The 22,421-nt window shown below is 64.8% G+C and carries 23 protein-coding genes; 15 read left to right on the top strand and 8 right to left on the bottom strand.

Annotation, left to right across the window (positions count from 1 at the left end):
- Position 1: 1 nt before the first annotated feature.
- Together QQK95_RS06165 and QQK95_RS06160 are read left to right on the top strand one after the other, a co-directional pair.
- Positions 2–787 (top strand): coniferyl-alcohol dehydrogenase, encoded by a 786-nt coding sequence (locus QQK95_RS06165; protein WP_284270553.1) that lies wholly within the window; start codon positions 2–4, stop codon positions 785–787.
- A gap of 39 nt (positions 788–826) precedes the next feature.
- Positions 827–2,272 (top strand): aldehyde dehydrogenase, encoded by a 1,446-nt coding sequence (locus QQK95_RS06160; protein WP_284269916.1) that lies wholly within the window; start codon positions 827–829, stop codon positions 2,270–2,272.
- 31 nt (positions 2,273–2,303) lie between these two features.
- Here QQK95_RS06160 and QQK95_RS06155 read toward each other — a convergent pair whose 3' ends face one another.
- Entirely contained in the window at positions 2,304–3,230 is a 927-nt protein-coding gene (locus QQK95_RS06155; RefSeq protein WP_284269915.1) for an aldose 1-epimerase, read from the bottom strand.
- Between the two features lie 60 nt (positions 3,231–3,290).
- On the opposite strand from QQK95_RS06155, the gene QQK95_RS06150 reads away from it, so the two are divergent.
- From QQK95_RS06150 to QQK95_RS06115, 8 genes are all read left to right on the top strand, one after another.
- On the top strand, positions 3,291–4,082 hold the full coding sequence (locus QQK95_RS06150; RefSeq protein WP_284269914.1) for a FadR/GntR family transcriptional regulator: 792 nt from the start codon (positions 3,291–3,293) through the stop codon (positions 4,080–4,082).
- Positions 4,079–5,806 (top strand): IlvD/Edd family dehydratase, encoded by a 1,728-nt coding sequence (locus QQK95_RS06145; protein ID WP_284269913.1) that lies wholly within the window; start codon positions 4,079–4,081, stop codon positions 5,804–5,806. Before QQK95_RS06150 ends, QQK95_RS06145 begins: the two co-directional genes overlap by 4 nt.
- Positions 5,807–5,817: 11 nt before the next feature.
- A complete protein-coding gene (locus tag QQK95_RS06140; protein WP_284269911.1) occupies positions 5,818–6,594 on the top strand; it encodes an SDR family NAD(P)-dependent oxidoreductase in 777 nt (258 codons plus the stop codon).
- A gap of 32 nt (positions 6,595–6,626) precedes the next feature.
- Entirely contained in the window at positions 6,627–7,625 is a 999-nt protein-coding gene (gene araD1 / locus QQK95_RS06135; RefSeq protein ID WP_284269910.1) for an AraD1 family protein, read from the top strand.
- A gap of 51 nt (positions 7,626–7,676) precedes the next feature.
- On the top strand, positions 7,677–8,702 hold the full coding sequence (locus tag QQK95_RS06130) for an ABC transporter substrate-binding protein (RefSeq protein WP_284269909.1): 1,026 nt from the start codon (positions 7,677–7,679) through the stop codon (positions 8,700–8,702).
- 77 nt (positions 8,703–8,779) lie between these two features.
- Positions 8,780–9,883, top strand: coding sequence for an ABC transporter ATP-binding protein (locus QQK95_RS06125; RefSeq protein WP_284269908.1), 1,104 nt, complete (start codon positions 8,780–8,782; stop codon positions 9,881–9,883).
- A complete protein-coding gene (locus QQK95_RS06120) occupies positions 9,880–10,752 on the top strand; it encodes an ABC transporter permease (RefSeq protein ID WP_284269907.1) in 873 nt (290 codons plus the stop codon). The genes QQK95_RS06125 and QQK95_RS06120 overlap by 4 nt, the downstream gene beginning before the upstream one ends.
- The gene (locus QQK95_RS06115; RefSeq protein ID WP_284269906.1) at positions 10,749–11,549 is read left to right on the top strand and encodes an ABC transporter permease; all 801 of its coding nucleotides are present in this window, start codon (positions 10,749–10,751) and stop codon (positions 11,547–11,549) included. The genes QQK95_RS06120 and QQK95_RS06115 overlap by 4 nt, the downstream gene beginning before the upstream one ends.
- Positions 11,550–11,557: 8 nt before the next feature.
- Here QQK95_RS06115 and QQK95_RS06110 read toward each other — a convergent pair whose 3' ends face one another.
- From QQK95_RS06110 to QQK95_RS06080, 7 genes are all read right to left on the bottom strand, one after another.
- Entirely contained in the window at positions 11,558–12,979 is a 1,422-nt protein-coding gene (locus QQK95_RS06110) for an FAD-binding oxidoreductase (protein ID WP_284269905.1), read from the bottom strand.
- A gap of 214 nt (positions 12,980–13,193) precedes the next feature.
- A complete protein-coding gene (locus tag QQK95_RS06105) occupies positions 13,194–14,453 on the bottom strand; it encodes an ABC transporter substrate-binding protein (RefSeq protein WP_095771243.1) in 1,260 nt (419 codons plus the stop codon).
- Positions 14,454–14,502: 49 nt separating this feature from the next.
- Positions 14,503–14,934: a hypothetical protein gene (locus QQK95_RS06100; protein ID WP_284269904.1), complete on the bottom strand. Its 432-nt coding sequence runs from the start codon at positions 14,932–14,934 to the stop codon at positions 14,503–14,505.
- Positions 14,931–15,986, bottom strand: a complete 1,056-nt coding sequence (locus QQK95_RS06095; RefSeq protein ID WP_284269903.1) for an aldo/keto reductase — start codon at positions 15,984–15,986, stop codon at positions 14,931–14,933. Before QQK95_RS06095 ends, QQK95_RS06100 begins: the two co-directional genes overlap by 4 nt.
- Positions 15,983–16,336: a TIGR04076 family protein gene (locus tag QQK95_RS06090; RefSeq protein ID WP_284269901.1), complete on the bottom strand. Its 354-nt coding sequence runs from the start codon at positions 16,334–16,336 to the stop codon at positions 15,983–15,985. Before QQK95_RS06090 ends, QQK95_RS06095 begins: the two co-directional genes overlap by 4 nt.
- Position 16,337: 1 nt before the next feature.
- Complete coding sequence (locus tag QQK95_RS06085; RefSeq protein ID WP_284269899.1) at positions 16,338–16,826, bottom strand: DUF3830 family protein; 489 nt, start codon at positions 16,824–16,826, stop codon at positions 16,338–16,340.
- Positions 16,823–17,557, bottom strand: coding sequence for a GntR family transcriptional regulator (locus tag QQK95_RS06080; RefSeq protein ID WP_284269897.1), 735 nt, complete (start codon positions 17,555–17,557; stop codon positions 16,823–16,825). Before QQK95_RS06080 ends, QQK95_RS06085 begins: the two co-directional genes overlap by 4 nt.
- Before the next feature lie 124 nt (positions 17,558–17,681).
- Between QQK95_RS06080 and QQK95_RS06075 the strand changes: the two genes are divergently transcribed.
- The 5 genes from QQK95_RS06075 to QQK95_RS06055 are packed head-to-tail and all read left to right on the top strand — an operon-like array spanning position 17,682 to position 22,414.
- Positions 17,682–18,482: an ABC transporter ATP-binding protein gene (locus tag QQK95_RS06075; RefSeq protein ID WP_284269895.1), complete on the top strand. Its 801-nt coding sequence runs from the start codon at positions 17,682–17,684 to the stop codon at positions 18,480–18,482.
- Positions 18,479–19,228 carry a branched-chain amino acid ABC transporter ATP-binding protein gene (locus QQK95_RS06070; RefSeq protein WP_284269892.1) on the top strand — a complete coding sequence of 250 codons (750 nt, stop codon included), beginning with the start codon at positions 18,479–18,481 and terminating at the stop codon, positions 19,226–19,228. Before QQK95_RS06075 ends, QQK95_RS06070 begins: the two co-directional genes overlap by 4 nt.
- A complete protein-coding gene (locus QQK95_RS06065; protein ID WP_284269891.1) occupies positions 19,225–20,133 on the top strand; it encodes a branched-chain amino acid ABC transporter permease in 909 nt (302 codons plus the stop codon). The genes QQK95_RS06070 and QQK95_RS06065 overlap by 4 nt, the downstream gene beginning before the upstream one ends.
- Entirely contained in the window at positions 20,130–21,113 is a 984-nt protein-coding gene (locus QQK95_RS06060) for a branched-chain amino acid ABC transporter permease (protein WP_284269890.1), read from the top strand. The genes QQK95_RS06065 and QQK95_RS06060 overlap by 4 nt, the downstream gene beginning before the upstream one ends.
- Positions 21,110–22,414 carry an NAD(P)/FAD-dependent oxidoreductase gene (locus QQK95_RS06055; RefSeq protein WP_284269889.1) on the top strand — a complete coding sequence of 435 codons (1,305 nt, stop codon included), beginning with the start codon at positions 21,110–21,112 and terminating at the stop codon, positions 22,412–22,414. Before QQK95_RS06060 ends, QQK95_RS06055 begins: the two co-directional genes overlap by 4 nt.
- Positions 22,415–22,421: the final 7 nt, after the last annotated feature.

The raw sequence follows: 22,421 nt of genomic DNA, 5'->3' as shown, positions 1-22,421 counted from the left end.
CATGCTTTTCGGCAAGACGATCCTTATCACCGGCGTCGCCTCCGGCATCGGCGCGCGCACGGCGGAACTCGCTGGCCAGCTTGGCGCCGACGTGATCGGCGTCGATGTCCGTGAGCCGGCGGCAGCGGTGGGCAGTTTCGTCAAGGCCGATATTTCGTCGAAGGTCGACGTCGACGAGCTGGTCGCGCGACTGCCGCAACGCATCGATGCGCTCTGCAATGTCGCCGGCCTCTCCGGCAACACCGGCGCGGCAGCAACCCTGGCCGTCAACTTCTTTGGCCTGCGCGCACTGTCCGAAGCCGTCGCGCCAAAAATTCGCGAAGGCGGCGCCATCGTCAACGTCGCCTCGATCGCCGGCTATGGCTGGCGTGCCAACCTTAACCGCGCCGCTTCGATGGTCGGCATCGAGGGCTTTCCCGATGTCGCCGAGGTGGTCCGCGACCACGCCGTCAGGAACGAGGAAGGCTATCCCGTCTCGAAGGAACTCCTCCTGCTGTGGACCTTTCGCGCGGCGCATCAGGATCTGTTCAAACGCCGTGGCATCCGCGTCAATGCGGTGAGCCCGGGACCGGTCGAGACGCCGATCCTGAAACAGTTCCGCACCGTGCTTGGCGATGCCCGCGTCGACAGCGACATTGCCAGGGTCGGACGAGCCGGCACATCGGGCGATATAGCGCCAGTCGTGCTGTTCCTATGCTCGGACGGCGCGCGCTGGGTCAATGGCGCCAATGTGCCGGTCGACGGCGGCCTCGAAGCATCGATCAACGCCGAAGTACTCGGCTTCTGAAACCAATGAGGCGCTCCAGACGGAGCGAGGGAGACAATCATGGATATCGGACTTCTGATCGACGGCGACAAAAGGGATGCGTCCGGCGCGGCCGCCTACGAGCGCATGGACCCGTTCACCGGCAAGCTGGCGACGCGCGCCGCAGCCGCCAGCGTTGCCGACGCCAGCGCTGCCGTGGAAGCCGCGGCCGCCGCCTTTACGACCTGGTCGAAGACAGGTCCGGGCGAGCGCCGCGCCTTGCTGTCAAAGGCAGCTGACGTGATGGCCTCCAAGGTCGGCGAGTTCACCAAATTGATGATGGAAGAGACCGGCGCCACCGGTCCCTGGGCCGGCTTCAACGTGATGCTGGCAGCCAACATGCTACGCGAGGCGGCAGCGATGACGACGCAGATTTCTGGCGAGATCATCCCCTCCGACAAGCCGGGGACGCTCGCCATGGCGATCCGCCAGCCGGCCGGCGTGTGTCTCGGCATCGCGCCGTGGAACGCGCCAGTCATCCTTGGCACCCGCGCCATCGCCATGCCGCTCGCCTGTGGGAACACGGTGGTGCTGAAGGCCTCCGAAATGTGCCCGGGCACACATCGGCTGATTGGTCAGGTTCTGGTCGAGGCCGGCCTGCCCAAGGGCGTCATCAACGTCGTCACCAACGACCCCAGGGATGCCGCGGCAATCGTCGAGGCGCTGGTCGCGCATCCCATGGTCAAGCGCGTCAACTTCACCGGTTCGACCAAGGTCGGCCGCATCATCGCCGAGCTCGCCGGCCGGCACCTGAAGCCGGCGCTGCTCGAACTCGGCGGCAAGGCGCCACTGCTGGTTCTGGACGACGCCGACATCGACGCCGCGGTCAATGCGGCCACCTTCGGCGCCTTCATGCATCAAGGCCAGATCTGCATGTCGACCGAGCGGCTGGTCGTCGATGAAAAGATCGCCGACGAATTCGTTTCCAAGCTGGCCGCCCGCGCGTCGAGCTTGCCGGCCGGCGATCCACGCGGCCATGTCGTTCTGGGCTCGCTGATCAGCAGCCAGGCGGCCGACAAGATGGAGGAGCTCATTGCCGACGCCGTGGCCAAGGGCGCCAAGCTTGTCGCCGGCGGCAAGCGCACTGGCACCGTTGTCGAGGCGACGCTGCTCGACCATGTCACCCCGGCGATGCGCGTCTATGCGGAAGAATCCTTCGGGCCGGTCAAGCCGGTGATCCGGGTGAAGGGCGAGGACGAGGCGGTGCGTGTCGCCAACGACACCGAGTATGGCCTGTCGTCGGCCGTGTTCAGCCGCGACATCAGGCGCGCCATGGCGGTCGCGGCGCGCATCGAAGCCGGCATCTGCCACATCAACGGCCCGACCGTCGGCGACGAGGCGCAGATGCCGTTCGGCGGCGTCAAGGGCTCGGGCTATGGCCGCTTCGGCGGCAAGGCCTCGATCGCCGAATTCACCGATCTGCGCTGGGTGACGATCGAGGATCCGGGCCAGCACTATCCCTTCTGAGCCGGCCTCGTCTCGCGGTCGACAATGAAGGTCAAACGGCCAGGGACGGCGTGAAACGAACGCTGGCGGATTGCCTTTGGCCGGGCGCCAGCACGATGCAGCCGGTGTTGATGCCACCGCCCGTGCGGTTGAAGGCATCGGTGATGTTGCTGACCGGCTCGGCGCAAAAGAACGGCTCGCCAGGCGGCGTGTAGAGGACGAGGAAATCGAGCGGTGCCTCGGCCTCGATGTCCAGCCGCCGCCCCTGCTCCGGCCAGGTGATCCGGGCGCGGCGCGTCCATCCGGTGAAGACAGTGTCGAAATCCGCCTCGGACACGTCAAAGCCGACCGATGGGTCGACCCCCGCCGGCGGCAGGACGTGACGGACCGGCAGGACCTCCGCGTCGATTTCCCACATACCCGACACCGGCGCCTGGACATGCGTCCACGGCGTCGACGGGAAATAGGGATGGAGGCCGAAGCCAACCGGCATCGGCGCGTCCGACAGGTTGCGCACGGCAATGGTCATGCAAAGCCGGCCGTCAGCCAGCGTGATCTCTTGCTCGGCCTCATAGCTCCACGGCCAGGAATCGGCGGCGTGGCGGTAGCGCAGGACGATTGCGCTGGCTTCGTGCCTGACGACCACCCAAGGCCGACGCCAGCCATGACCATGCTCATGATGAGGATCATCCGCAGTCGTCGGAAGCTGGATGGTGCGTCCCGCGAACTCGAACCGGCCACCCCTTATGCGGTTGGAATAGGGAACGAGCGGGAAGCACGCCATGGCGCCGGCATCGCGGCCGCTGATCGCCGCCGGATCGGCCGGGCGCAGCCAATCCACGGCGGCGCCATCTTGCCACCATCGATACGACGCCAGCGCGCCGCCGGCGGCCGGAGCAATATCGACTGTTGCGACACCGTCGCCGATCGAGACCAGTTCCGTGTGCCGCGCGGCAACGGCAGCAAGATTCTTTGTCATCGGCGCTCCCCGTCCCTTGACTCCAATCGACATGGCTATAAGACATATCATATGAATAGTATGAAGAATAAGAAATCTTTCAGCACGGCGCGCACGTCACGGGTTGCGGTGGCGGTCTCCAGCGGCTCCACGGCGCTGCACGCGACCGTCGTCGAGCAGATCGGCCTGCGCATCGTGCAAGGCGACTTCCTGCCTGGCGAGGCGCTGCCCAATGCCGACGATTCCAGCGAGATGCTGGGGGTCAGCCGTACGGTGCTGCGCGAGGCGATCAAGGTGCTGGCCGGCAAGGGGCTGGTCGAATCGCGGCCGAAGACCGGTACACGCGTGCGCCCACGCTCCGACTGGAACTTCCTTGATCCGGACGTGCTGTCATGGCGCTACGCTGCCGGCGTCAGCGCCGACGATGTCCGCGCGCTGTTCGAACTGCGCCGCGCCATCGAGCCGATGTCGGCCGCACTTGCCGCCCAGCGCGCCACGCCTGCACAGATTGCCGAGATCCATGCGGCATTGGCCGAAATGGAAGCGGTGAGCGACGATGGCGACCGCTTCGCCAAGCCCGATCTGGTGTTCCACCAGACCATCCTGCGCATGACCGGCAACGAGCTGATCGGCTCGCTGGCGGCACTGGTCGAAACCGCATTGGTGATGAGCTTTCGCCTCTCCAACGACAATCCGGAGGGCCAGCGCCACTCCTTGCCGCTGCATCGCGAGGTGGCCGAGAAGATCGCCGCCGGCGACGCCGCCGGCGCGCAGAAGGCACTGCTGGTGCTCATCGACAATGCCGATGACGACGTGCGCCGCAGCGTCGAGAACCGCAACAAACGCCGCACCGATCGGGGCCAGCAATCGTGACCGAGACCAAACGCAAACTGCGGTCCGAAGCCTGGTTCGGCGGTGAAGGCAAGAACGCCTTCATGCACCGCAGCTGGATGAAGAACCAGGGCATCCCTGCCGACGCTTTCGACGGCCGCCCGGTGATCGGCATCTGCAACACATGGTCGGAGCTGACGCCGTGCAATGCGCATCTGCGGGCGCTGGCCGATCACGTCAAGCGCGGCGTCTACGAGGCCGGTGGCCTGCCGCTAGAATTCCCGGTCATGTCGCTGGGCGAAAGCAACATGCGCCCCACGGCCATGCTGTTCCGCAATCTGGTCAGCATGGATGTCGAGGAATCCATCCGCGGTAATCCCATCGACGGCGTCATCCTGCTGGTGGGCTGCGACAAGACCACGCCGGCGCTCCTGATGGGGGCCGCCTCGTGCAATTTGCCGACCATCACCGTTTCCGGCGGGCCGATGCTCAACGGCAAGTTCCGTGGACAGGATATCGGCTCGGGTACCCATGTCTGGAAATTCGCCGAGGAAGTGAAGGCCGGCCGCATGCCGGTCGCCGATTTCCTCGCCGCGGAACAGGGCCAGAGCCGGTCGGCCGGCAGTTGCATGACCATGGGCACGGCCTCGACCATGGCCAGCATGGTGGAAGCGCTCGGCATCGGCATGCCGGACAATGCCGCGATCCCGGCGGTGGATTCGCGCCGTGGCGTGCTCGCCCAGATGGCCGGACGCCAGATCGTCGATCTGGTCCGCCGGGACGTGAAAGTTTCCGACATTCTGACCAGGCAAGCATTCGAGAACGCCATCCGCGTCAATGGCGCGATCGGCGGTTCGACCAATGCAGTGCTGCATCTGATCGCCATCGCCAACCGGGTCGGTGTCGATCTCAGCCTCGAAGACTGGGACCGCCTTGGCCGCGACGTTCCAACCATTGTCGACCTGATGCCGTCAGGCCGGTTCCTGATGGAAGATTTCTACTATGCCGGGGGGCTGGCTGCGGTCATGGCGTCGCTTGATGAAGTGGGGCTTCTTCATCGCGACGTCATGACCGTCAGCGACAAGACGATCGGCGAGTTGGTCGACGGCGCGCCCAACTACAACCGCGAGGTCATCCGGCCGCTGAGCGAACCGCTGACCGAGCAAGGCGGCATCTCGATCCTGCGCGGCAATCTGGCGCCCAATGGAGCGGTCATCAAGCCGTCGGCGGCAACGCCCGAACTGATGCAGCATCGCGGCAAGGCCGTCGTGTTCGAGAACATCGAGCATTATTATGCCCGGATCGACGATCCGGAGCTGGATATCGACGCGTCCTCGGTGATGGTGCTGAAGAACTGCGGGCCGCGCGGCTATCCCGGGATGGCCGAGGTCGGCAACATGCCGCTGCCGGCAAAACTGCTCAAGCAGGGCGTCTCCGACATGGTGCGCATTTCGGACGCGCGCATGAGCGGCACGGCCTACGGCACGGTGGTGCTGCATGTCGCGCCGGAGGCCGCGGCCGGTGGCGCGCTGGCCCTGGTGCGCGACGGCGATCTCATCGAGCTCGACGTTGCCGGCCGCCGCCTTGAACTGCTGGTATCGGATGAGGAGCTAGCGATCCGCCGCCGCGACTGGAAGCCGCCGGCGCCGCCTGAAGGCGGCTATCAGAGCCTCTATGTCGAGCGCGTGCTGCAGGCCGACAAGGGCTGCGATTTCGACTTTCTCGTCGGCCGGCGCGATGCCGGCATCCCCCGGCATTCCCACTAGAGAGGCGCGCGATGACGGATGAAATCGGCTACGCCATCTACCCGAGCCTCAAGGGTCGCAGCGTCTTCATAACCGGCGGCGGCAGCGGCATCGGCGAAAGCCTGGTGCGCCATTTCTGCGCGCAAGGCAGCCGCGTCGCCTTCGTCGATCTGGCGGAGGAGCCTTCACGGCGCCTGGTCGAGGCGATCGCGGCCGAAGGACACCCAGCGCCGCTGTTTATTCCGTGCGATCTGCGCGATGTCGAGCAGCTGCAGGCGGCAACCGAGCAAGCGATGCTGCACAATGGCCCGATCCAGGTGCTGTGCAACAATGCCGGTAACGATGACCGCCATCAGACCAAGGACGTGACGGTGGCCTATTGGGACGACCGCATGGCGGTCAATCTGCGCCACCAGTTCTTTGCTGTGCAGGCAGTGCGTCCGCAGATGAGCGCCCAGGGTGGCGGCTCGATCATCAATTTCGGCTCCATCACCTGGATGGTCGGCGATCCCGATTGTCCGGCCTATGTCACCGCAAAGGCCGCCGTCTACGGCATGACGCGGGCGCTGGCCCGCGAACTCGGCCCCGAGCGCATCCGGGTCAACTGCATGGTGCCGGGCTGGGTGATGACCGAGCGCCAGATGCGCCTGTGGCTCAATCCGGCCGGCGAACGCCAGATCGCCGAGAGGCAGTGCCTGCCCGACCGGCTGCAACCCGCCGATATCGCGCGTATGGCGCTGTTCCTCGCCGCCGACGACAGCCGCATGTGCACGAGCCAGCAGTTCATCGTCGATGCGGGCTGGGTGTGACCCGTACGGCTCCAAGGGAAGAAGGGTATTTCATGCGTCTTGTTCAGTACAGAATGCCGGATGGCAGCAGGCGGGTCGGCCGCGTCTCCGCCGACGGCAATCATCTGCACCCGCTCGACAAGACCAGCAGCGTGCTGGAACTCGCCGAAGCGGCGATCGCAGAGGACATGTCCATCGCGTCGCTGGTCGAGAAGCGCACGGGCGCTGCAACGATCGACTATGACGAATTGTTGCGCGATGGCCGCGTGCTGGCCCCCGTCGACCATCCGGAGCCTGCGCGCTTCCTGGTCACCGGTACCGGCCTGACCCATACCGGAAGTGCCGCCGCGCGCAACCAGATGCATGTTCTGACCCATGGCGACGGTGCCGAGGAATCCGATTCCTTGAAGATCTTCCGCATGGGGCTGGAGGGCGGCAAACCTGGCGCTGGCAAGATCGGCATCCAGCCTGAGTGGTTCTTCAAAGGCGTCGGCACCTGCGTTGTGCCGCCTGGCGCGCCATTGCCGATGCCGGCATTCGCGAAAGCCGGGGCAGAGGAAGCCGAGATCGTCGGGCTTTATCTCAACGGGCCGGACGGCCATCCCTATCGCATCGGCTATGCGCTCGGAAACGAGTATTCCGACCACGTGACGGAGGGCGAGAACTACCTCTACCTCGCGCACTCCAAGCTGCGCTCCTGCTCGATCGGACCCGAGCTGCTGATCGGCGACCTGCCCGAAGAAGTTCGGGGCCATTCCCGCATCCTACGCGACGGCGCCGTTATCTGGGAGCAGGAGTTCCTGTCGGGCGAAGCGCACATGTCGCACTCGATCGCCAATCTCGAACACTTCCATTTCCGCTACCCGATGCACCGCAGGGCGGGCGACCTGCACGCCTATTTCTTCGGCGCGGCAGTGATGAGCTACGCCTCCGGCATCAAGACGGCTTCCGGCGACGAGTACGAAATCCAGGCACAGGCATTCGGCAAGCCGCTGCGCAACCGGATGGTGTCGGTGCCGGACGAGGGACTGGTTACCGTCAGCCAACTGTGACGGCGCAGGCCCGGAAATTACGGTCCACCAGAACGACAATGGGAGATTAAAATGGGACTGAAGAAAGCATTTCTAAGACTGGCGACAATCGGGCTCGGCATCGGCCTGATGACATCGGCGGCGCTGGCCGCGAACCTTCGGGTGCTTGCGTGGGACGGCTATGCCGACCCGGACTGGGTAAAGGATTTCACCGCAGCAACCGGCATTGGCGTCGATGTCGTCTTCATCGGCAGCGATGACGAGATCTGGGCCAAGATCAAGGGCAGCGAAGGCCAGGATTTCGACGTCTTCGCCGTCAACACCGCCCAGCTGCAGCGCTACATCAAGGCCGATCTGGTGTCGCCCATCGACATCACCAAGCTGCCCAATCAGAAAGAGGTGCTGCCGCGCTTCCGCGATCTGTCGAAGGTGAGCGGCGACACCAAGGACGGCAAGGTCTACGGCATTCCGTTCTGCTTCGATTCCATCGGCCTGATCTACGACACCGACAAGGTCAAGCCGGCGCCGACGTCAATGTCGGTGCTGTGGGATCCCGCCTACAAGGGCAAGGTCCTGGCCTACGACAATGGCGAGCACAATTTCTCGTTCACCGCGCTGACGCTTGGCTACAAGGATCCGTTCAACCTCGACGCGGAGCAGATGGCTGCGGTCAAGGCCAGGCTGGTCGAACTCAAGCGCAATGTGCTGAGCTTCTACACGACCGCCGACGAGGCACAGCAGATCTACCAGAACAATGACGTTGCCCTGATCTGGGCCAATTACGGCCAGCAGCAGGTCAAGGCGCTGCAGAAGATCGGCGCCCATGTCGCCTACGTCAATCCGAGTGAAGGCGCTCTGGCATGGCTCGACAATTGGGTGATCTCCAAGGGCGTGCGCGACAATGCGGCAGCCGAGAAATGGATCGACTTCATGCTGACGAAGAAGGTCAGCGGCCAGCTTTCCGAGCGTACCGGCTTCGGCAACACCGTGGTCGAGTCGAGCAGCGCCGGCAGCAACGACAAGCTGGTCTGGCTCAACAATGTCGAGGACCCGCTGAAGCGGTCGGACATGTGGAACGAGATCAAGGCGACGCCCTGATCCTTTCCGCAGCCGAGCCTAGAAGGACCCGGCGGTCCGGACGTTCCGGACCGCCGCAGCGGATGCGAGACCATATCATGAACCAGAACACCGACCTGCTGACGCTGCGGTCCGTCTCGAAATCCTACGGCAAGGTTCCCGTCCTGCACGACATCGATCTGTCTATCCGAGACGGCGAGTTCCTGACCGTTCTTGGACCGTCAGGCTCGGGCAAGACCACGGTCTTGCGGCTGATCGGCGGGCTGGAGCCGTTGACCGCGGGCGAGATCCGCCTCGACGGCCAGGACATCAGCCGCATGCCGATCAACAAGCGGCCGTTCAACACCGTGTTCCAGGACTATGCGCTGTTCCCTCATATGACTGTTTCCGGCAATGTCGGCTATGGGCTTTCGGTGCGCCATGTCCAGCGCAGGGAGATCGCACGCCGCGTCGCGGAAGCCCTCGAACTGGTGCAGCTCGGGCGCTTCGCCGACCGCTTCCCGGCACAGCTTTCGGGCGGCCAGCGCCAGCGCGTCGCGCTCGCCCGCGCGCTGATCTGCCAGCCGCGGCTGATCCTGCTCGACGAGCCGCTGGCGGCACTCGACCTGGAGCTGCGCCGGCAGATGCAGGAATTCCTGAAATCCATCCAGCGCGAGATCAAGACCACCTTCCTTTTCGTCACCCACGACCAGGAGGAAGCCATCGGCATGGCCGACCGGATCTGCGTCATGCAGGCCGGCCATATCCGCCAGCTCGGCACGCCGCACGAACTTTACTACAAGCCGAATTGCGAGTTCGTGGCGCGCTTCTTCGGCGAGAACAATCTGGTGGCCGGAAAGCTCGGCCCCGTCCAGGGCGAGCAGCGGCCGATCGAGACCGCACTTGGGCGCCTTGTCTGTTCGATCAGCGACCAGCCGCATCTGAAGGCCGCGCCAGACGGCGCGAACGCCTTCGCGGCGTTCCGGCCCGAGGCCTTGCATCTCGCGGACGCCACGGAGGGCGACAACCGATTCTCCGGCACCATTGCCGACCTGGCTTTTGCCGGCTCATCCACCGTCGCCACGATCGCGGCGGGTTCGGACACTGCCGCGCAGCGGCTGCGGCTGCGAATCCCAAGCCGGATCGACGGCAGCGCGCTGAAAGCCGGCGAGACCGTTTCGCTTTCGTTTGCGCCGCATGAAGGCCATCTGGTGCTGGCATGAGCAAGGCCGGCTCGATGCAACCCAGGGAAAGGCGTTTGTCGCTGCTGGTGACCGTGCTGGCTTTCGCTCTGCCGGTGATCTTCGTCCTGGTGCCGCTGGCGATCTTCCTGGTCTACAGTTTCTTCAGCGTCGACCAGGGCACGATCGTCTACGCGCCGACGCTCGGCAACTATGTCAGGTTCTTCACCGACCCGATCTTCCTGCCGGTGTTCTGGAACACCATCGTGCTGTGCGTGTCGGTGGCCGTCATCTGCATCCTGCTCGCCTATCCAGCCGCCTATTTCCTGACGACGCTGAGAGGGCGGTGGCGCTATGCCCTGCTGATGCTGCTTCTGGTGCCGCTGCTGATGAGCTACGTCATCAAGATCTACGCGATCCGCAGCATCCTCGGCCTCAACGGCTTCCTCAACAAGGCGCTGGTAGCAATCGGCATCCTGCAGCAGCCGTCGACACTTTTCGTGTTCAACATGAACGCTATCCTGTTGACGCTGAGCCTGCTTTTGATCCCCTTCGCCATCTTGCCGATCTTCCTCTCGCTGGAGCGCATACCGCAGACCTTGCTGCGTGCCTCCGACGATCTTGGCGCCAGCGGCCTGCAGACGTTCCTGCGCATCACCTTGCCGCTCAGCCTGCCCGGCGTCGCCTCGGCGGCGAGCTTCGTCTTCGTGCTGGCGATCGGCGATTTTCTGACGCCGCAGATGGTCGGCGGGATCAGCGGCTTCACTTTCGGCCGCATTCTCTACAGCCAGTTCGGCACGGCCTATAACTGGCCGTTCGGCGCGGCACTCTCGGTGGCGCTGGCGATCGTGGTGATCTGCGCCATCCTCATCGGCGAACGGTTCGGGCGCAGCCGGGGGACGTCGGTATGAACGCCCTGCCCCGCCCCTCCACCATCTTCCTGGCCGCGATCACGACGCTGGTCGCGGTGCTGCTCTACAGCCCGCTGTTCGTGCCGATCGTGTCGTCGTTCTTCACCATCTCGCACGGCGATGTCGACTGGTCGTCACCCACCCTCTCGACCTACCGGGCCCTGGCCGAAAACCACGACATCCTGGCTGCCTTGCGCACCACGCTGATCGTCGGCCTGTGCACCGTCGTGCTCTCGGTGGTCAGCGGAACGCTGCTGGCGCTCTATTATCATGGGCGCCGCTCGGGACGCTCGATCCTGCAGTTCATCATCTTCCTGCCGTTCCTGATGCCGCCGATCATCAGCGGCCTGGCGTTGCTGATCTTCTTCCGCGAGATCGGCCTCGAGCGTTCGCTGCTGACCGTCGTCATCGGCCATACGGTCTTCGTGCTGGCGATCGTCTATCGCACCGTGCTGATGCGGCTGCAGTCGATGAGCCGCACACTGGTCGAAGCCTCCTACGATCTCGGCGCCACCGGCTGGCAGACCTTCTGGCGCATCATCCTGCCGAACCTGTCGAGCGCGATGGTCGGCGGCGCCATCCTGGCCTTTGCGCTGTCGTTCGACGAAACGATGATCACCATCCTTGTCACCGGCACGCAAAGCACGCTGCCGGTCAGGCTGTGGGCGATGATGCGTCTCGGTTTCTCGCCCGACATCAATGCACTGGTCGCCTTGATCCTGATGTTCACCGTGCTGCTTTGCGTGCTCGCCGCCCGTTTCCTGATCCCCAGGCAGATGGCGACGGAGCGGAGCTGAGTGCCGGCTTACGGGGCGATGCTTGTCATCGGGGGGACGGCAGCTGGATCGAGGTCGAAGACACGCCCCCGATTAAGAATGTTCTTCGGGTCGAGCGCCGTCTTCAGCCGCCTCATCGTGGCGATTTCGGCGTCGCTACGCACCAGATCCAGCCACTGTTTCTTGTCGAGGCCAATGCCATGTTCGGCCGAAACACCACCGCCCGACGCCGCCACACCGCGATAGACGATGCCGTATGCTGCCGCCGGATCCGCCGTCAGCACCTGGTAGTGCAGATTGCCGTCGCCGAGATGACCGAAGACATAGATGTCGGCGCTGGGATCGACGGCATGGATGGCGGCGTCGGCCTCCTGCAGGAACGCACCCATGCGCGCCAGCGGGATGCTGATGTCGACGCCGATCAGGCCTTTGATCGAAAACAGGACGCGGTTGGCGTCCTCCCGCACGTCCCAGAGCGCCCGGAATTCACGTGGCGACTGCGAGACGACCACATCGTCGACCACGCCGTCCTCGACCGCTTGCATGAGAACTTCGGCGAAGCGCTCGCCGTCGCGCTCGGGCTCGCTGCCCTGGATTTCGGCCAGCACATACACGGGTGAGCCAATCGGCAACGGCGCCGGCATGGCCATGCTGGCAGCCATGACGTCATAGAGCGGCGCGAAATTGACCTCATAGGCAGACAATAACGGGCCGAGCCTTTGCCGCAGCAGCCCGAGCAAGGCGATCGCCGCATCGAGCGAAGGGAGCGCGCAGAAGGCGTTCACCTCGGAGGCCGGCTTCGGATGCAGCCGGAGCGCGGCGCGGGTGACGACGCCGAGCGTCCCTTCCGCGCCGATGAAGAGCTGGCCGAGGTCGTAGCCGGAATTGTCCTTGGACAGGCCCTTCAACGAGGACAGCACGCTGCCATCGGCCAGCACGGCCTCCAGCCCCAGCACTTGCGCGCGGTACATGCCATAACGCAGCACGCGGATGCCGCCGGCATTGGTGGCGATGTTGCCGCCGACCGTGGCCGAGCCGCGCGCGCCGATATCGACGCCGAACATCAACCCGGCGCCGTCGGCCGCCTCCTGCACCGCCTGCAGCGTCGCGCCGGCTTCGGCGACGATACTGGCGGCTTGAGTGTCCGGCGCGGCGAGGCCGCTCATGCGCTCCAGCGACAGCACGATCTCACCGGGCTGGACGCGTGTGCCACCCGCCAGCCCGGTGCGTCCGCCCTGGACGACAACCGGCTGGCCAAGAGCATTGCACCCTGCGAGTGCCGCCGCGACCCCAATAGTATCGCGCGGACGCAGCACCACTTCGGGCAACACGCCAAGCTTGCCGTCGGGATCGTCGCGATAGCGCTGGTCGACATCGGAGCCTGCAAGCACGCCGCCCGCGCCCAGCCGATCGCCAAGGGCGGAGAGAAGCCGTTGCGTTTCAGGTGACATCGGGCTCAGGCGCCTGCGTGGCGAAGCGCGTCGTCTGCGTCCCGCGACCGCATGGGCAGATGAGTATTTCCGTCCGCCACGCTCCCCATCCTTCAATTGCAGCCGGCCGATCCTATTCGGGATCGCCTGTCGTGCAAGCGATATCGGCCTGCCCCGGGCGACACCGGCATCAATCACGGTAAGACGCGATTGATGCCGGCGCCACTGTCTCTGCTTACTGAAGCTTGGCCTGTAGCGCGTTGACGTCGTCGGTGGTCATTTCGCCATCGGTGGTCACCTTGCCGTCGATGATCTTCCACAGCCGGAACGGGCCGGTGATGTCGCCGAACTTGTCGAAGGCGACTGGACCGATGACGCCTTCGTAGCGGATCGGCTTGCCGTCCTTGATCAGGCCGAGCGCCTTGGCGAACTCCTCCTTGCCGGCGAAGATCGGCGTGCCGGCCGGATCGACCGCCTTGTACATGGCGTCCTTGATCTTGGCCGGATCCTCGGAGCCGGCGATGGCGATGGCCAGCCCGACGATGGCGCCGGCATCATAGGAACGGTCGGCCGCCGGGTTGGAGGGTTCGATGCCGGAGAATGCCTTGTAGTTCTTGGTGAAATACTCGGTCGATGCGGTCGGGCTGGTTCCCGACGACGTGCCGTAGGCGTCCTTCAGGTAGTCGGCGCCGACGGACTCGATGAAGTCGGGGCTGTTCATGCCGTCATTGAGCAGGAATTTCTGCACGCCGCCTTGCGAAATCCAGGTGCGGGCAACGGTCGCGCCGTCAACCGGGGTGCTGACCAGATAGAGGCCGTCCGGCTCGCCGGCCATAGCTGCCGTGACTTCCGAGGCATAGCTCGACTGCTTCTCGTTATAAGGCGTGTCGGAAACGATGGTGCCGCCGAGTGCTTTGTAGGCGCGCGAGAATTCGGCCACCATGTTGACGCCGAAATCGTTGTTGACGTGGATGATCGACAGTTTCTTGAAGCCCTTGTCGATGGCGTATTTGGCGGCCGCCACACCTTGCAGCGCATCGGACGTGATGGTGCGGAAGAAGATGCCGTTGGTCTTGCCGTCGCGGCCGAGCGCGGTCAGCGTTGGCGAGGACGACGCCGGCGAGACCTGGACGATCTTGGCAGGTGCCGTGACAGAGGTCAGGATCGGGATCGACACCGACGAGATGATGCCGCCGATGATGACCGGCACCTTCTTGACCTGCACCAGCTGGGTCGCGGCGTCGACGGCGATGTTGCCTTGGCTCTGACTGTCGCGCGTATCGGTCACCAGATCGCAGCCGCGCACTCCACCGGCTTCGTTGATGTCGCGAAAAGCCATTTCGACCGACTTGGCGCCGGCCTGGCCGTATTCGCCGGCCGGACCGGTCAGTTCCATGACGAGGCCGACGGTGATCTTGCAGTCGGCGGCCTGCGCGGCGCCCGCCATCGTGACAAGAGCAAGCGCGGTGGTGAGTTGGAGTATCGTCTTTCTCATTGTTGTTCCCCTTTCGTTACTCGACACTAATTTGATCTCTGGAGCCTGTTCAGCGTTCCGGCACCTGCAGCCAGGTTTCATGCAGGTGTCGCCATTCGACGCCGTTGGGCGCCGATGAACTGGTGGTGAAGACAGCACTCGACTGGCGGCGGCTGCGCTCGCCGCCACGCAACTGCGCCTCGACGTAAAGGACGACGATGGAGTCCTCGGTTTGCCAACCGGGTCGGATATCCTCGATCGAAATGGCAAACCCGTCGTCGCACGTGGCGCGGCTCGAGCGGACATAATCGATCACAGCGTCACGGTCGAGGATCTGGCCGCTCGGCGCGATCATGGTCAAGCCTTCGCCCATGACGCCTTCGAAGCGCGAGAAATCCACCGTGTCGGCTCGCGCGGCGACGAACCAGTCGACGAAGAAGCGATGCAGGCCAACGACCTCGGCGCTGGCCTGTGAAAACAGTGTGGGGTTGCCGGCGCTCATGTGCGGCCTGCGTTCAGATTGTAGTGCATGATCGAGCCGTGGCGGCCATGACGGTCGCGCTCCAGCGTGTAGACGTCGCCCAGGGGACCCTGGCTTTGCGCGATCACGGCCGCGATCTTCGCCCGGTCGTCGGCGTCGAGCGCGACGTCCATGATGCCGGCATTGGCGAGCGCATGCGCCTGGTTGCGGGCGCCTACGATGACGGCGGCGACTCGCGGCTGCTCCAGCACCCAGGCGCTGGCGATGGTGGCGATGTCGACGCCGTGACGGTCGCCAACGGCCTTCAGTGCCTGCAGCAGTTGCTGGAACAGGTCCCAGCCGCCGAAATCATCGATGATCAGCTTGTATTTGACCAGCGAGCGGTTTTCGAGCGGCGTAGCGGGTTCAGGCACACCGAGCCATTTGTCGCTGAGGAAGCCGCCGGCCACCGAGCCGTAGCAGAGGAAGCTGACGCCATTCTTGGCTGCAAGCGCGGCGAGGCTGTGCGCGGGCCGCTGGTCGAGCACCGAATACTGCAGTTGCTGGCTGACCAGCGGAATGCCGGCGGCGAGAATTTCGGCGAGCCGCGGCGTGTCGAAATTGGTGGTGCCGAGATTGCGCACCTTGCCCTCGCGCCGGAGTTCGTCGAGCCAGCCCATCGCCTCGACATAGCGGGGCTGGTCATAGTCCCACCAATGAAACTGGACGAGATCGAGCCGCTCGGTCTTCAGCCTGCGCAGCGACTGCTCGACAATGCCCCTGATGTAGTCGCGGCTGATCGTGGCCAACCGTTCGAGGTCGGGCACCAGCTTGGTGTGCACCTTCATTCTTGCGGCAACGTCGAGGCCGCGCCCGCTGGCCAGACGCAGGCGCGCGGCGCCGATCAGTTCCTCGACGCCGGTGTAGATGTCGGCGCAATCATAGGTCCAGATGCCGGCATCGAAAGTGGCGATCAGATCGGTCACCGCCTGGTTGCGGTCGATGGCGCCGTGGCCGCCGGCAAGCTGCCAGCCGCCGCGAATGACGCGCGAGATGGTGTAGCCGGGGCCGAGTTCGAAGGTCTTGGCGGTCATCCCTTGTCATTCTCCTTCGGCAGCGGCACGGCCGTGGTCTGCGCATGGCTGAACCGCCGTTTGCCGGTCCTGATGATCCTGAGCCGGCTGGCGCAATTGGGATCGGGACAAGCGATCTCGGCGTCCGAGGTCATCCAGTCGTTGGCGTGGGTCGGACGCTGCTTTGCCGCCAGCAGCGGCAGCACGGCGGCGAGCGAATAGATCGAAAAGCCCTGCCCCGCCGGCAGGGACAGCATCTCGCCCTTGAGTTCGAAATAGTCGCCTGATTTGGCGCCGCAATAGATCGGCTTGCCCTCGGGAATGACCGCCTCGACACGAAGGTCGAAGAGCTCGAAACTGTCATCGGCCATGTCAGGCCTCCACCAGGCTGAAGGTGATATCGCAGGCGCCGTTGCGGCGGATGACGCCACAGGCGGCAGCGAACTGCTCACGCTCCTGCGGCGGCACCTGCGCCACCACGCTGCCGGCCAGCCAGCCGATCGGGAAAAGAAGCCGTGCGCCCTGCCCATAGTAGAGGCCGATGTCGAAGATGGCATTGGGGTTGCCACCCCACATGCGCGGCGGCACGTAGGACAGCACAATGTCGCCGGGCTGCGGCGTCAGTGTCGCGTTCTCCGCCGGCAATGGCTTGGCGAAGGACCGGCCTTCGAGATCGGCTGATGGAACCGGGCAGGAAATCTCAGGTCCCGTCCACATGGCATGGATGCCGGGAACGACACGCGGCGTAGCGAGGTACGTCTGGAGAAAAGTAGCGTTTTCCGGCGCCTTTTCGGGCAGCAGCAGCGCCGTCACGGAAAGCTTCGAGCGCGGTTCGGTGATCCTGATGGCCGGCTTGTTCATGTCTGGTCTTTCGTGGCGGCGGATTGAAGCTTGTCGCGCAGGAAAGCGAAGGGCCTGCTGATATCGGCCACCAGTGCCTCGCGCGCCGCTTGCGCATCCTGCTTGGCCAGAGCCGCGACGATGCGGCGGTGATAGTGCGCGGTGTCGACCTCGCCGGCGTCGGAAAAGGCGTAGATAGCGACGCGGATGCAGGGGCCTGATTGCAGCCACAGGCTTTCGATCATCGGGATCAGCACGGCCGAACCGCAGCAGCGGTAGATCTCGAAATGGAAGCTCTGGTTGAGCGTCGCTTCGCGGTCGATATCCTTCTTGTGCTTCAGGGCGCGCATCTCGTCCCACTCGCCGAGCATGGCTTCGATCGAAGCGATCTGGCGCGGGCTCATGCGCGTGGCGGCAAGCGCGATCGCTTCGCCCTCGATAAGGGAACGGGCTCGCAGAAGATCGTCGATGCGCTCCAGTGTGATCGGCGGAACGCGCACCGAACGGTTGGGCAGCGCCTCCAGCGCTTTTTCCGTGATCAGCCGGCCTAGCGCTTCGCGCACCGGCATGGTCGAGGTGACCAGCGCATCGGCGAGACCACGGATGGTCAGCACCTGGTTCGGTTCGAAAAGGCCGCCGATCAAGGCGCGGCGCAATTCGGAATAGACGCGATCCTGCACGGTCTCGCGGCCGACCGGCGTAAGCTGGGCTGCGATCGTTTCGTTGTTTCGCTCGATGGCAGCCTTCTGCATTCCCGGCTTTTGCCCCGTTTTCGGCTTGCGGATGAAATTAAAGCCGAATAGCGTGATCAAAGCAAGTGTGATCACAAATCAAAAATCAGGAGACGGCGATGATCGTCTTCGGCCAGAGGGTTTGATGAGCGAGGCGACCGAACGGCAGGGTAAGGAGACCCGTGCGCCGGTTCTGACGGCAAGCAATGTCGTCAGGCGGTTCGGCGGCCTTGTCGCCGTCAACGATGTCTCCTTTGACGTCAAAGCGGGCGAAATCCTCGGCCTCATCGGGCCGAACGGCGCCGGCAAGACAACCATGTTCGACCTGCTGGCCGGCAGCCTGTTGCCGACCAGCGGTGATATCCTGCTCAACGGTGCGCGCGTCTCCGGCGAAGCCGCGCATCTGCGCATCGGCCGTGGCCTCGGCCGCACCTTCCAGATACCGCGCCCGCTGCCCAATCTGACGCTGATCGAAAACATCATGCTGGCGGCACAAGGCCAGGCCGGCGAAAGGCTGCTGGCCAACTTCCTCACACCATGGCGTGTGGCGGCACAGGAAAAAGCGGCCAGGGCAAAGGCGCTCGACCTGCTGGAGCTGGTCACACTCACGCATCTGGCACATGAGCCGGCGCGGGTGCTGTCCGGCGGCCAGCGCAAGCTGCTCGAGCTTGCTCGCGTCATGATGGCCGACCCGGCGATCATCCTGCTCGACGAGCCGGCAGCCGGCGTCAACGCGACGCTGCTGGAAGTCATCATCGACCGTATTCGCGACATCAATGCGCGCGGCATCACCTTCCTGCTGATCGAGCACAACATCGACATGGTGACGCGGCTTTGCCACCGCGTGCTGGTCATGGCGAGCGGGCAACTGCTCAGCGAAGGCACGGCGGAAGAAGTCGCCCGCGACCCGCGTGTCATCGAAGCCTATCTCGGAGGCACGGCATGAGCGAAACCGTGCTCGATGTCCGTGATCTCGAGGCCGGCTACGAGCCTGGCGTGCCGATCGTGCGCGGTGCCTCGATCACTGTCAGAAAAAGCGAGATCGTCGTCGTGCTCGGCCCCAACGGCGCCGGCAAATCGAGCTTCATCAAAGCGATCGCCGGCCTCGTCCCGATCACCGGCGGCACGGTGCTTTTGGACGGTAAGGACATCACCGCAGCACCAGCCCACACCATGGTTCGCCTTGGCCTCGCCTTCGTGCCGCAGACCGAGAACATCTTTCAGCTGATGTCGGTCGAGGACAATCTGAAAGTCGCCTGCGGCATCCTCGAGCGGCGTGAAATCCCTGCGCGTATCGACGAGATGTATGCGGCCTTCCCGGACCTCATGCGCCAGCGCCGCACCGCCGCCGGCAATCTGTCGGGCGGACAGCGGCAGATGCTCGCGGTTGCTCGCGCCTTGATCGTCCATCCCAAGGTGCTGGTGCTCGACGAACCGTCGGCCGGCCTCTCGCCGAAATTCGTGTCGATGGTGTTCGAGATGCTGGCCGGCATCCGCAAATCCGGCGTCACCATCCTGCTGGTCGAGCAGAACGCCAAGGCGGCACTGGCCATCGGCGACCGCGCCTATGTGCTGGTCGAAGGCAAGGACCGGCACGAGGGCATCGCTTCCGAGCTGTGGAACGATCCTGTGGTCGCCGAACTCTATCTCGGCCAACGCCCTTCTCACGCCAGCAAGGGAGGCGTGGCATGAGCCTGCAATTTGTCATCGATGGATTGCTGACGGGCTCGATGATCGGCCTTGGCGCCATCGGCGTGACGCTCACCTATTCGATCCTGCGCTTCTCGAATTTTGCCCATGGCGACTTCATGGCCTGGGGCACCTATGCGACGCTCGCCGTCGTCAGCGCCATCGGCGCCACCTTCGGCAAGGTAGCGCCCATCGCGCCGCTGTCCTTCGGCTGGCCGCTCCTGGTTGCCCTGGTCGTCGGCATGGCCTTCACCGCCTTGCTGGCGCTGCTGCTCGACAGAGTGCTGTTTTCGCGGCTCCGCTCGCAGGGGCAAGCCATCATCGTGGTGATGGCAAGCTTCGGCGCCTCGATGGCGCTAAGGAGTCTGCTCGAATTCACCTTCACCTCGCGTCCAACCTATTTCAGCCGGGCGATCCAGATCGCCATGCCGGTCGGCTTCGGCATCCGCATCACGCCCGACCAGATCGCGCTTCTGCTGCTGACCGCGGTGCTGGTGCTCGGTGTACATCTTCTCATGACGCGCACGCAGACGGGCCGCGCGATGCAGGCACTGAGCCAGAACGCAGCACTGGCCCGCATCGTCGGCATTGACGTCGCCAGCGTCGTGCGCGTCACTTGGATCATCGGCGGAGCGCTTGCCTGCGTCGCCGGCGTGATGATCGGCATTTTGGTGCAGATCCGCCCGTTCATGGGCTTCGACATGCTGTTGCCGATGTTCGCCGCCGCCATCCTGGGCGGCATCGGCAGCATTCCGGGCGCGGTGCTCGGCGGCCTGATCATCGGGCTCGCCGAAGCCGGGGCGGTGCAGCTGATCGGCGCCGAATGGCGCGCCGCCGTCTCCTTCATCATCCTGATGGCGGTGCTGTTCGTGCGGCCAATCGGCCTTTTCGGAGTTCGGGAAAGATGATCGATCTCATCGGCTACGGCGCCTTCTTCCTGACCACCGCGCTGATCTTTTCGCTGGTCACGCTGGGGCTCAATCTGCAGTGGGGTCTGACCGGCCTGTTCAATGTCGGCCTCGCCGGCTTCGTCGCCATCGGCGCCTACACCTCGGCCTTGCTGACCACACCGGACGACGCCGCGCGGCTGGGCGGCTTCGGCCTGCCGATCCTTGTCGGCTGGCTTGGCGCCATGGTCGTCGGCGGCATCGCCGCTGCCCTGACCGGCATGGCGACACTGCGGCTCAGGTCCGACTATCTGGCGATCACCACCTTCGGCGTCGCCGTCGTCGTGCAACTGGTCGCGCTCAACGCGCAGAAGCTGACCGGCGGGCCGTTCGGCATCGGCTTCATTCCACGCCCGTTCGGCAGCCTCGCCGAGAAGCCGCTGCTGTTCAACCTGTCGAACCTTGCCGTCGTCGCAGCGGTGACCTTGGTCGCCTATCTCGCCCTGGAGCATCTGTCGCGCAGTCCGTGGGGGCGTGTGCTGAAAGCCTTGCGCGAGGATGAGCGGGCGGCGATTTCGCTTGGCAAAAGCGCGCGCTTCTACCGCGTCCAGGCCTTTGCCGTCGGCGGGGCGATCATGGCCCTTGCCGGTGCCCTGCAGGCGCATTTCACCGGCTTCATCGCGCCGGACAATTATTTGCCGATCCTGACCTTCCAGGTCTGGGTGATGCTGATCGTCGGCGGCTCGGGAAGCAATCTCGGCGCCGTCATCGGCAGCATCCTGGTCTGGGGGATATGGGCGGGGTCGGGCACATTGACCAGTGTCCTGTTCGCGCCCGAGCAGCAGGCGCGGGCCGCCTCGCTGCAGATCGTCGCCATCGGCGTCATGCTGTGCATCATCCTCTTGATCCGGCCGAACGGATTGTTCGGCGACAGGCTACTGCGGCCACGACTGGGCAAGCGGGCGAAGGTGACTACGGCCAAGAGCAGTTCAGGCTCATGACCGCCGCGATCCGGCCGGAAGCGCATGGCGCTTCACTCTGGCACGCCGTCAGCCGCAACCGCCGCGACCGGCCTGCGTTGCACGACGAGATCAATGTCGACCTCGCCATCGTCGGCGGCGGCTTTGCCGGCCTGTCAACCGCGCTGCACGCCGCCGGGAAAGGGCTGTCCGTCACCGTTCTCGAAGCTGAAATCATCGCCTGGGGCGCGACGGGCCGAAATGCCGGCTTCGTCGTGCCCAACTTCGCCAAGATGGACCCGGACAGCATCCTTGCGCATCTCGGCCCGGAGCGCGGTGAGAGGCTGATCGATTTTGCCGCTGCCAGTGCCGACCTGGTCTTCAGCCTCATCAAAGGGCATGGCATCGACTGCGACGCGGTGCAGAATGGATGGATCCAGCCGGCGCATTCGCCTGCAGCGTTCGAAAAGGTCAAATCGCGGGCCAGTCAATGGGCGCAGCGCGGCCGGCCAACCGTTGTTTTGGACCGGCAGGAAATCGAAGTGCTGACGGGCATTCGCGGCTATGCCGGCGGCTGGATGGACCGTTCGGGCGGCGTGCTCAATCCGGTCGCCTACGCGCACGGGCTCGCGGATGCGGCGGAGAAGGCTGGGGCCAAGATCTTCGAGCGCACGCCGGTTACTTCGGTCGATCGCGTGGCCGATGGCTGGAAGCTGAAGACGCCCTCTGGCTCGGTGCGTGCCGGCAAGGTGCTGATCGCCACCAACGCCTATGGCGGATCACTCAATCCGATGCTGCAGCGAACCTATATTCCGCTCAAGGTTTTCCAGATCGCGACCGAGCCGCTGCCGCGCGAAATCCGCACTCGTCTGCTTCCCGGCGGGCAAGGCGCCGGCGATACCAGGCGCAATCTCTTCACCTTCCGCTTCGATGCCGACAATAGGCTGATCAGCGGCGGCATGCATATTCTGAGTGCCGGCGCCGACACGCGCGTGCCGCAAACGATTTGGCGACGGCTCACACGACATCTCGACCTGCCGGACCTGCCACCGCTGGCCTATGGCTGGTCAGGAATGGCCGCGGTCGAACCGGATTTCCTGCCGCATCTCCTGGACCTTGGGCCGGGGCTGATCGCCGGCCGCGCCTGCAACGGGCGCGGCATCGCCATGACGACGGCGATGGGCAAGGCGCTGGCCGACTGGGCCGCCGGAACCGAGGCGCGCGATTTGCCGCTGCCGTTCGCGCCGCCGGCGCCGATCCCCTTCCACGCGCTCCTACGGCACGCGCCCAACGCGCTGCTTGGCTGGAGCATGCTGCGCGACCGGTTGGACGAGACGGCATAGGGACGAT

Source organism: Mesorhizobium huakuii, assembly GCF_030160235.1.
Classification (GTDB): Bacteria; Pseudomonadota; Alphaproteobacteria; order Rhizobiales; family Rhizobiaceae; genus Mesorhizobium; species Mesorhizobium huakuii.
Note: the sequence above shows the minus strand (reverse complement) of the source record. Positions and strands in the feature narration are given on the sequence as shown.

What these genes read in the sequence shown, in the direction of transcription:
- QQK95_RS06065 (WP_284269891.1), top strand. Translation starts at nt 19,225, where the DNA reads ATGAGCCTGCAATTTGTCATCGATGGATTGCTGACGGGCTCGATGATC.
- QQK95_RS06090 (WP_284269901.1), bottom strand. Translation starts at nt 16,336, where the DNA reads ATGGCCGATGACAGTTTCGAGCTCTTCGACCTTCGTGTCGAGGCGGTC.
- QQK95_RS06075 (WP_284269895.1), top strand. Translation starts at nt 17,682, where the DNA reads ATGAGCGAGGCGACCGAACGGCAGGGTAAGGAGACCCGTGCGCCGGTT.
- QQK95_RS06115 (WP_284269906.1), top strand. Translation starts at nt 10,749, where the DNA reads ATGAACGCCCTGCCCCGCCCCTCCACCATCTTCCTGGCCGCGATCACG.
- QQK95_RS06160 (WP_284269916.1), top strand. Translation starts at nt 827, where the DNA reads ATGGATATCGGACTTCTGATCGACGGCGACAAAAGGGATGCGTCCGGC.
- QQK95_RS06105 (WP_095771243.1), bottom strand. Translation starts at nt 14,453, where the DNA reads ATGAGAAAGACGATACTCCAACTCACCACCGCGCTTGCTCTTGTCACG.
- QQK95_RS06080 (WP_284269897.1), bottom strand. Translation starts at nt 17,557, where the DNA reads ATGCAGAAGGCTGCCATCGAGCGAAACAACGAAACGATCGCAGCCCAG.
- QQK95_RS06070 (WP_284269892.1), top strand. Translation starts at nt 18,479, where the DNA reads ATGAGCGAAACCGTGCTCGATGTCCGTGATCTCGAGGCCGGCTACGAG.
- QQK95_RS06150 (WP_284269914.1), top strand. Translation starts at nt 3,291, where the DNA reads ATGAAGAATAAGAAATCTTTCAGCACGGCGCGCACGTCACGGGTTGCG.
- QQK95_RS06095 (WP_284269903.1), bottom strand. Translation starts at nt 15,986, where the DNA reads ATGACCGCCAAGACCTTCGAACTCGGCCCCGGCTACACCATCTCGCGC.
- QQK95_RS06130 (WP_284269909.1), top strand. Translation starts at nt 7,677, where the DNA reads ATGGGACTGAAGAAAGCATTTCTAAGACTGGCGACAATCGGGCTCGGC.
- QQK95_RS06085 (WP_284269899.1), bottom strand. Translation starts at nt 16,826, where the DNA reads ATGAACAAGCCGGCCATCAGGATCACCGAACCGCGCTCGAAGCTTTCC.
- QQK95_RS06140 (WP_284269911.1), top strand. Translation starts at nt 5,818, where the DNA reads ATGACGGATGAAATCGGCTACGCCATCTACCCGAGCCTCAAGGGTCGC.
- QQK95_RS06100 (WP_284269904.1), bottom strand. Translation starts at nt 14,934, where the DNA reads ATGAGCGCCGGCAACCCCACACTGTTTTCACAGGCCAGCGCCGAGGTC.
- QQK95_RS06125 (WP_284269908.1), top strand. Translation starts at nt 8,780, where the DNA reads ATGAACCAGAACACCGACCTGCTGACGCTGCGGTCCGTCTCGAAATCC.
- QQK95_RS06110 (WP_284269905.1), bottom strand. Translation starts at nt 12,979, where the DNA reads ATGTCACCTGAAACGCAACGGCTTCTCTCCGCCCTTGGCGATCGGCTG.
- QQK95_RS06120 (WP_284269907.1), top strand. Translation starts at nt 9,880, where the DNA reads ATGAGCAAGGCCGGCTCGATGCAACCCAGGGAAAGGCGTTTGTCGCTG.
- QQK95_RS06165 (WP_284270553.1), top strand. Translation starts at nt 2, where the DNA reads ATGCTTTTCGGCAAGACGATCCTTATCACCGGCGTCGCCTCCGGCATC.
- araD1 (WP_284269910.1), top strand. Translation starts at nt 6,627, where the DNA reads ATGCGTCTTGTTCAGTACAGAATGCCGGATGGCAGCAGGCGGGTCGGC.
- QQK95_RS06060 (WP_284269890.1), top strand. Translation starts at nt 20,130, where the DNA reads ATGATCGATCTCATCGGCTACGGCGCCTTCTTCCTGACCACCGCGCTG.
- QQK95_RS06155 (WP_284269915.1), bottom strand. Translation starts at nt 3,230, where the DNA reads ATGACAAAGAATCTTGCTGCCGTTGCCGCGCGGCACACGGAACTGGTC.
- QQK95_RS06055 (WP_284269889.1), top strand. Translation starts at nt 21,110, where the DNA reads ATGACCGCCGCGATCCGGCCGGAAGCGCATGGCGCTTCACTCTGGCAC.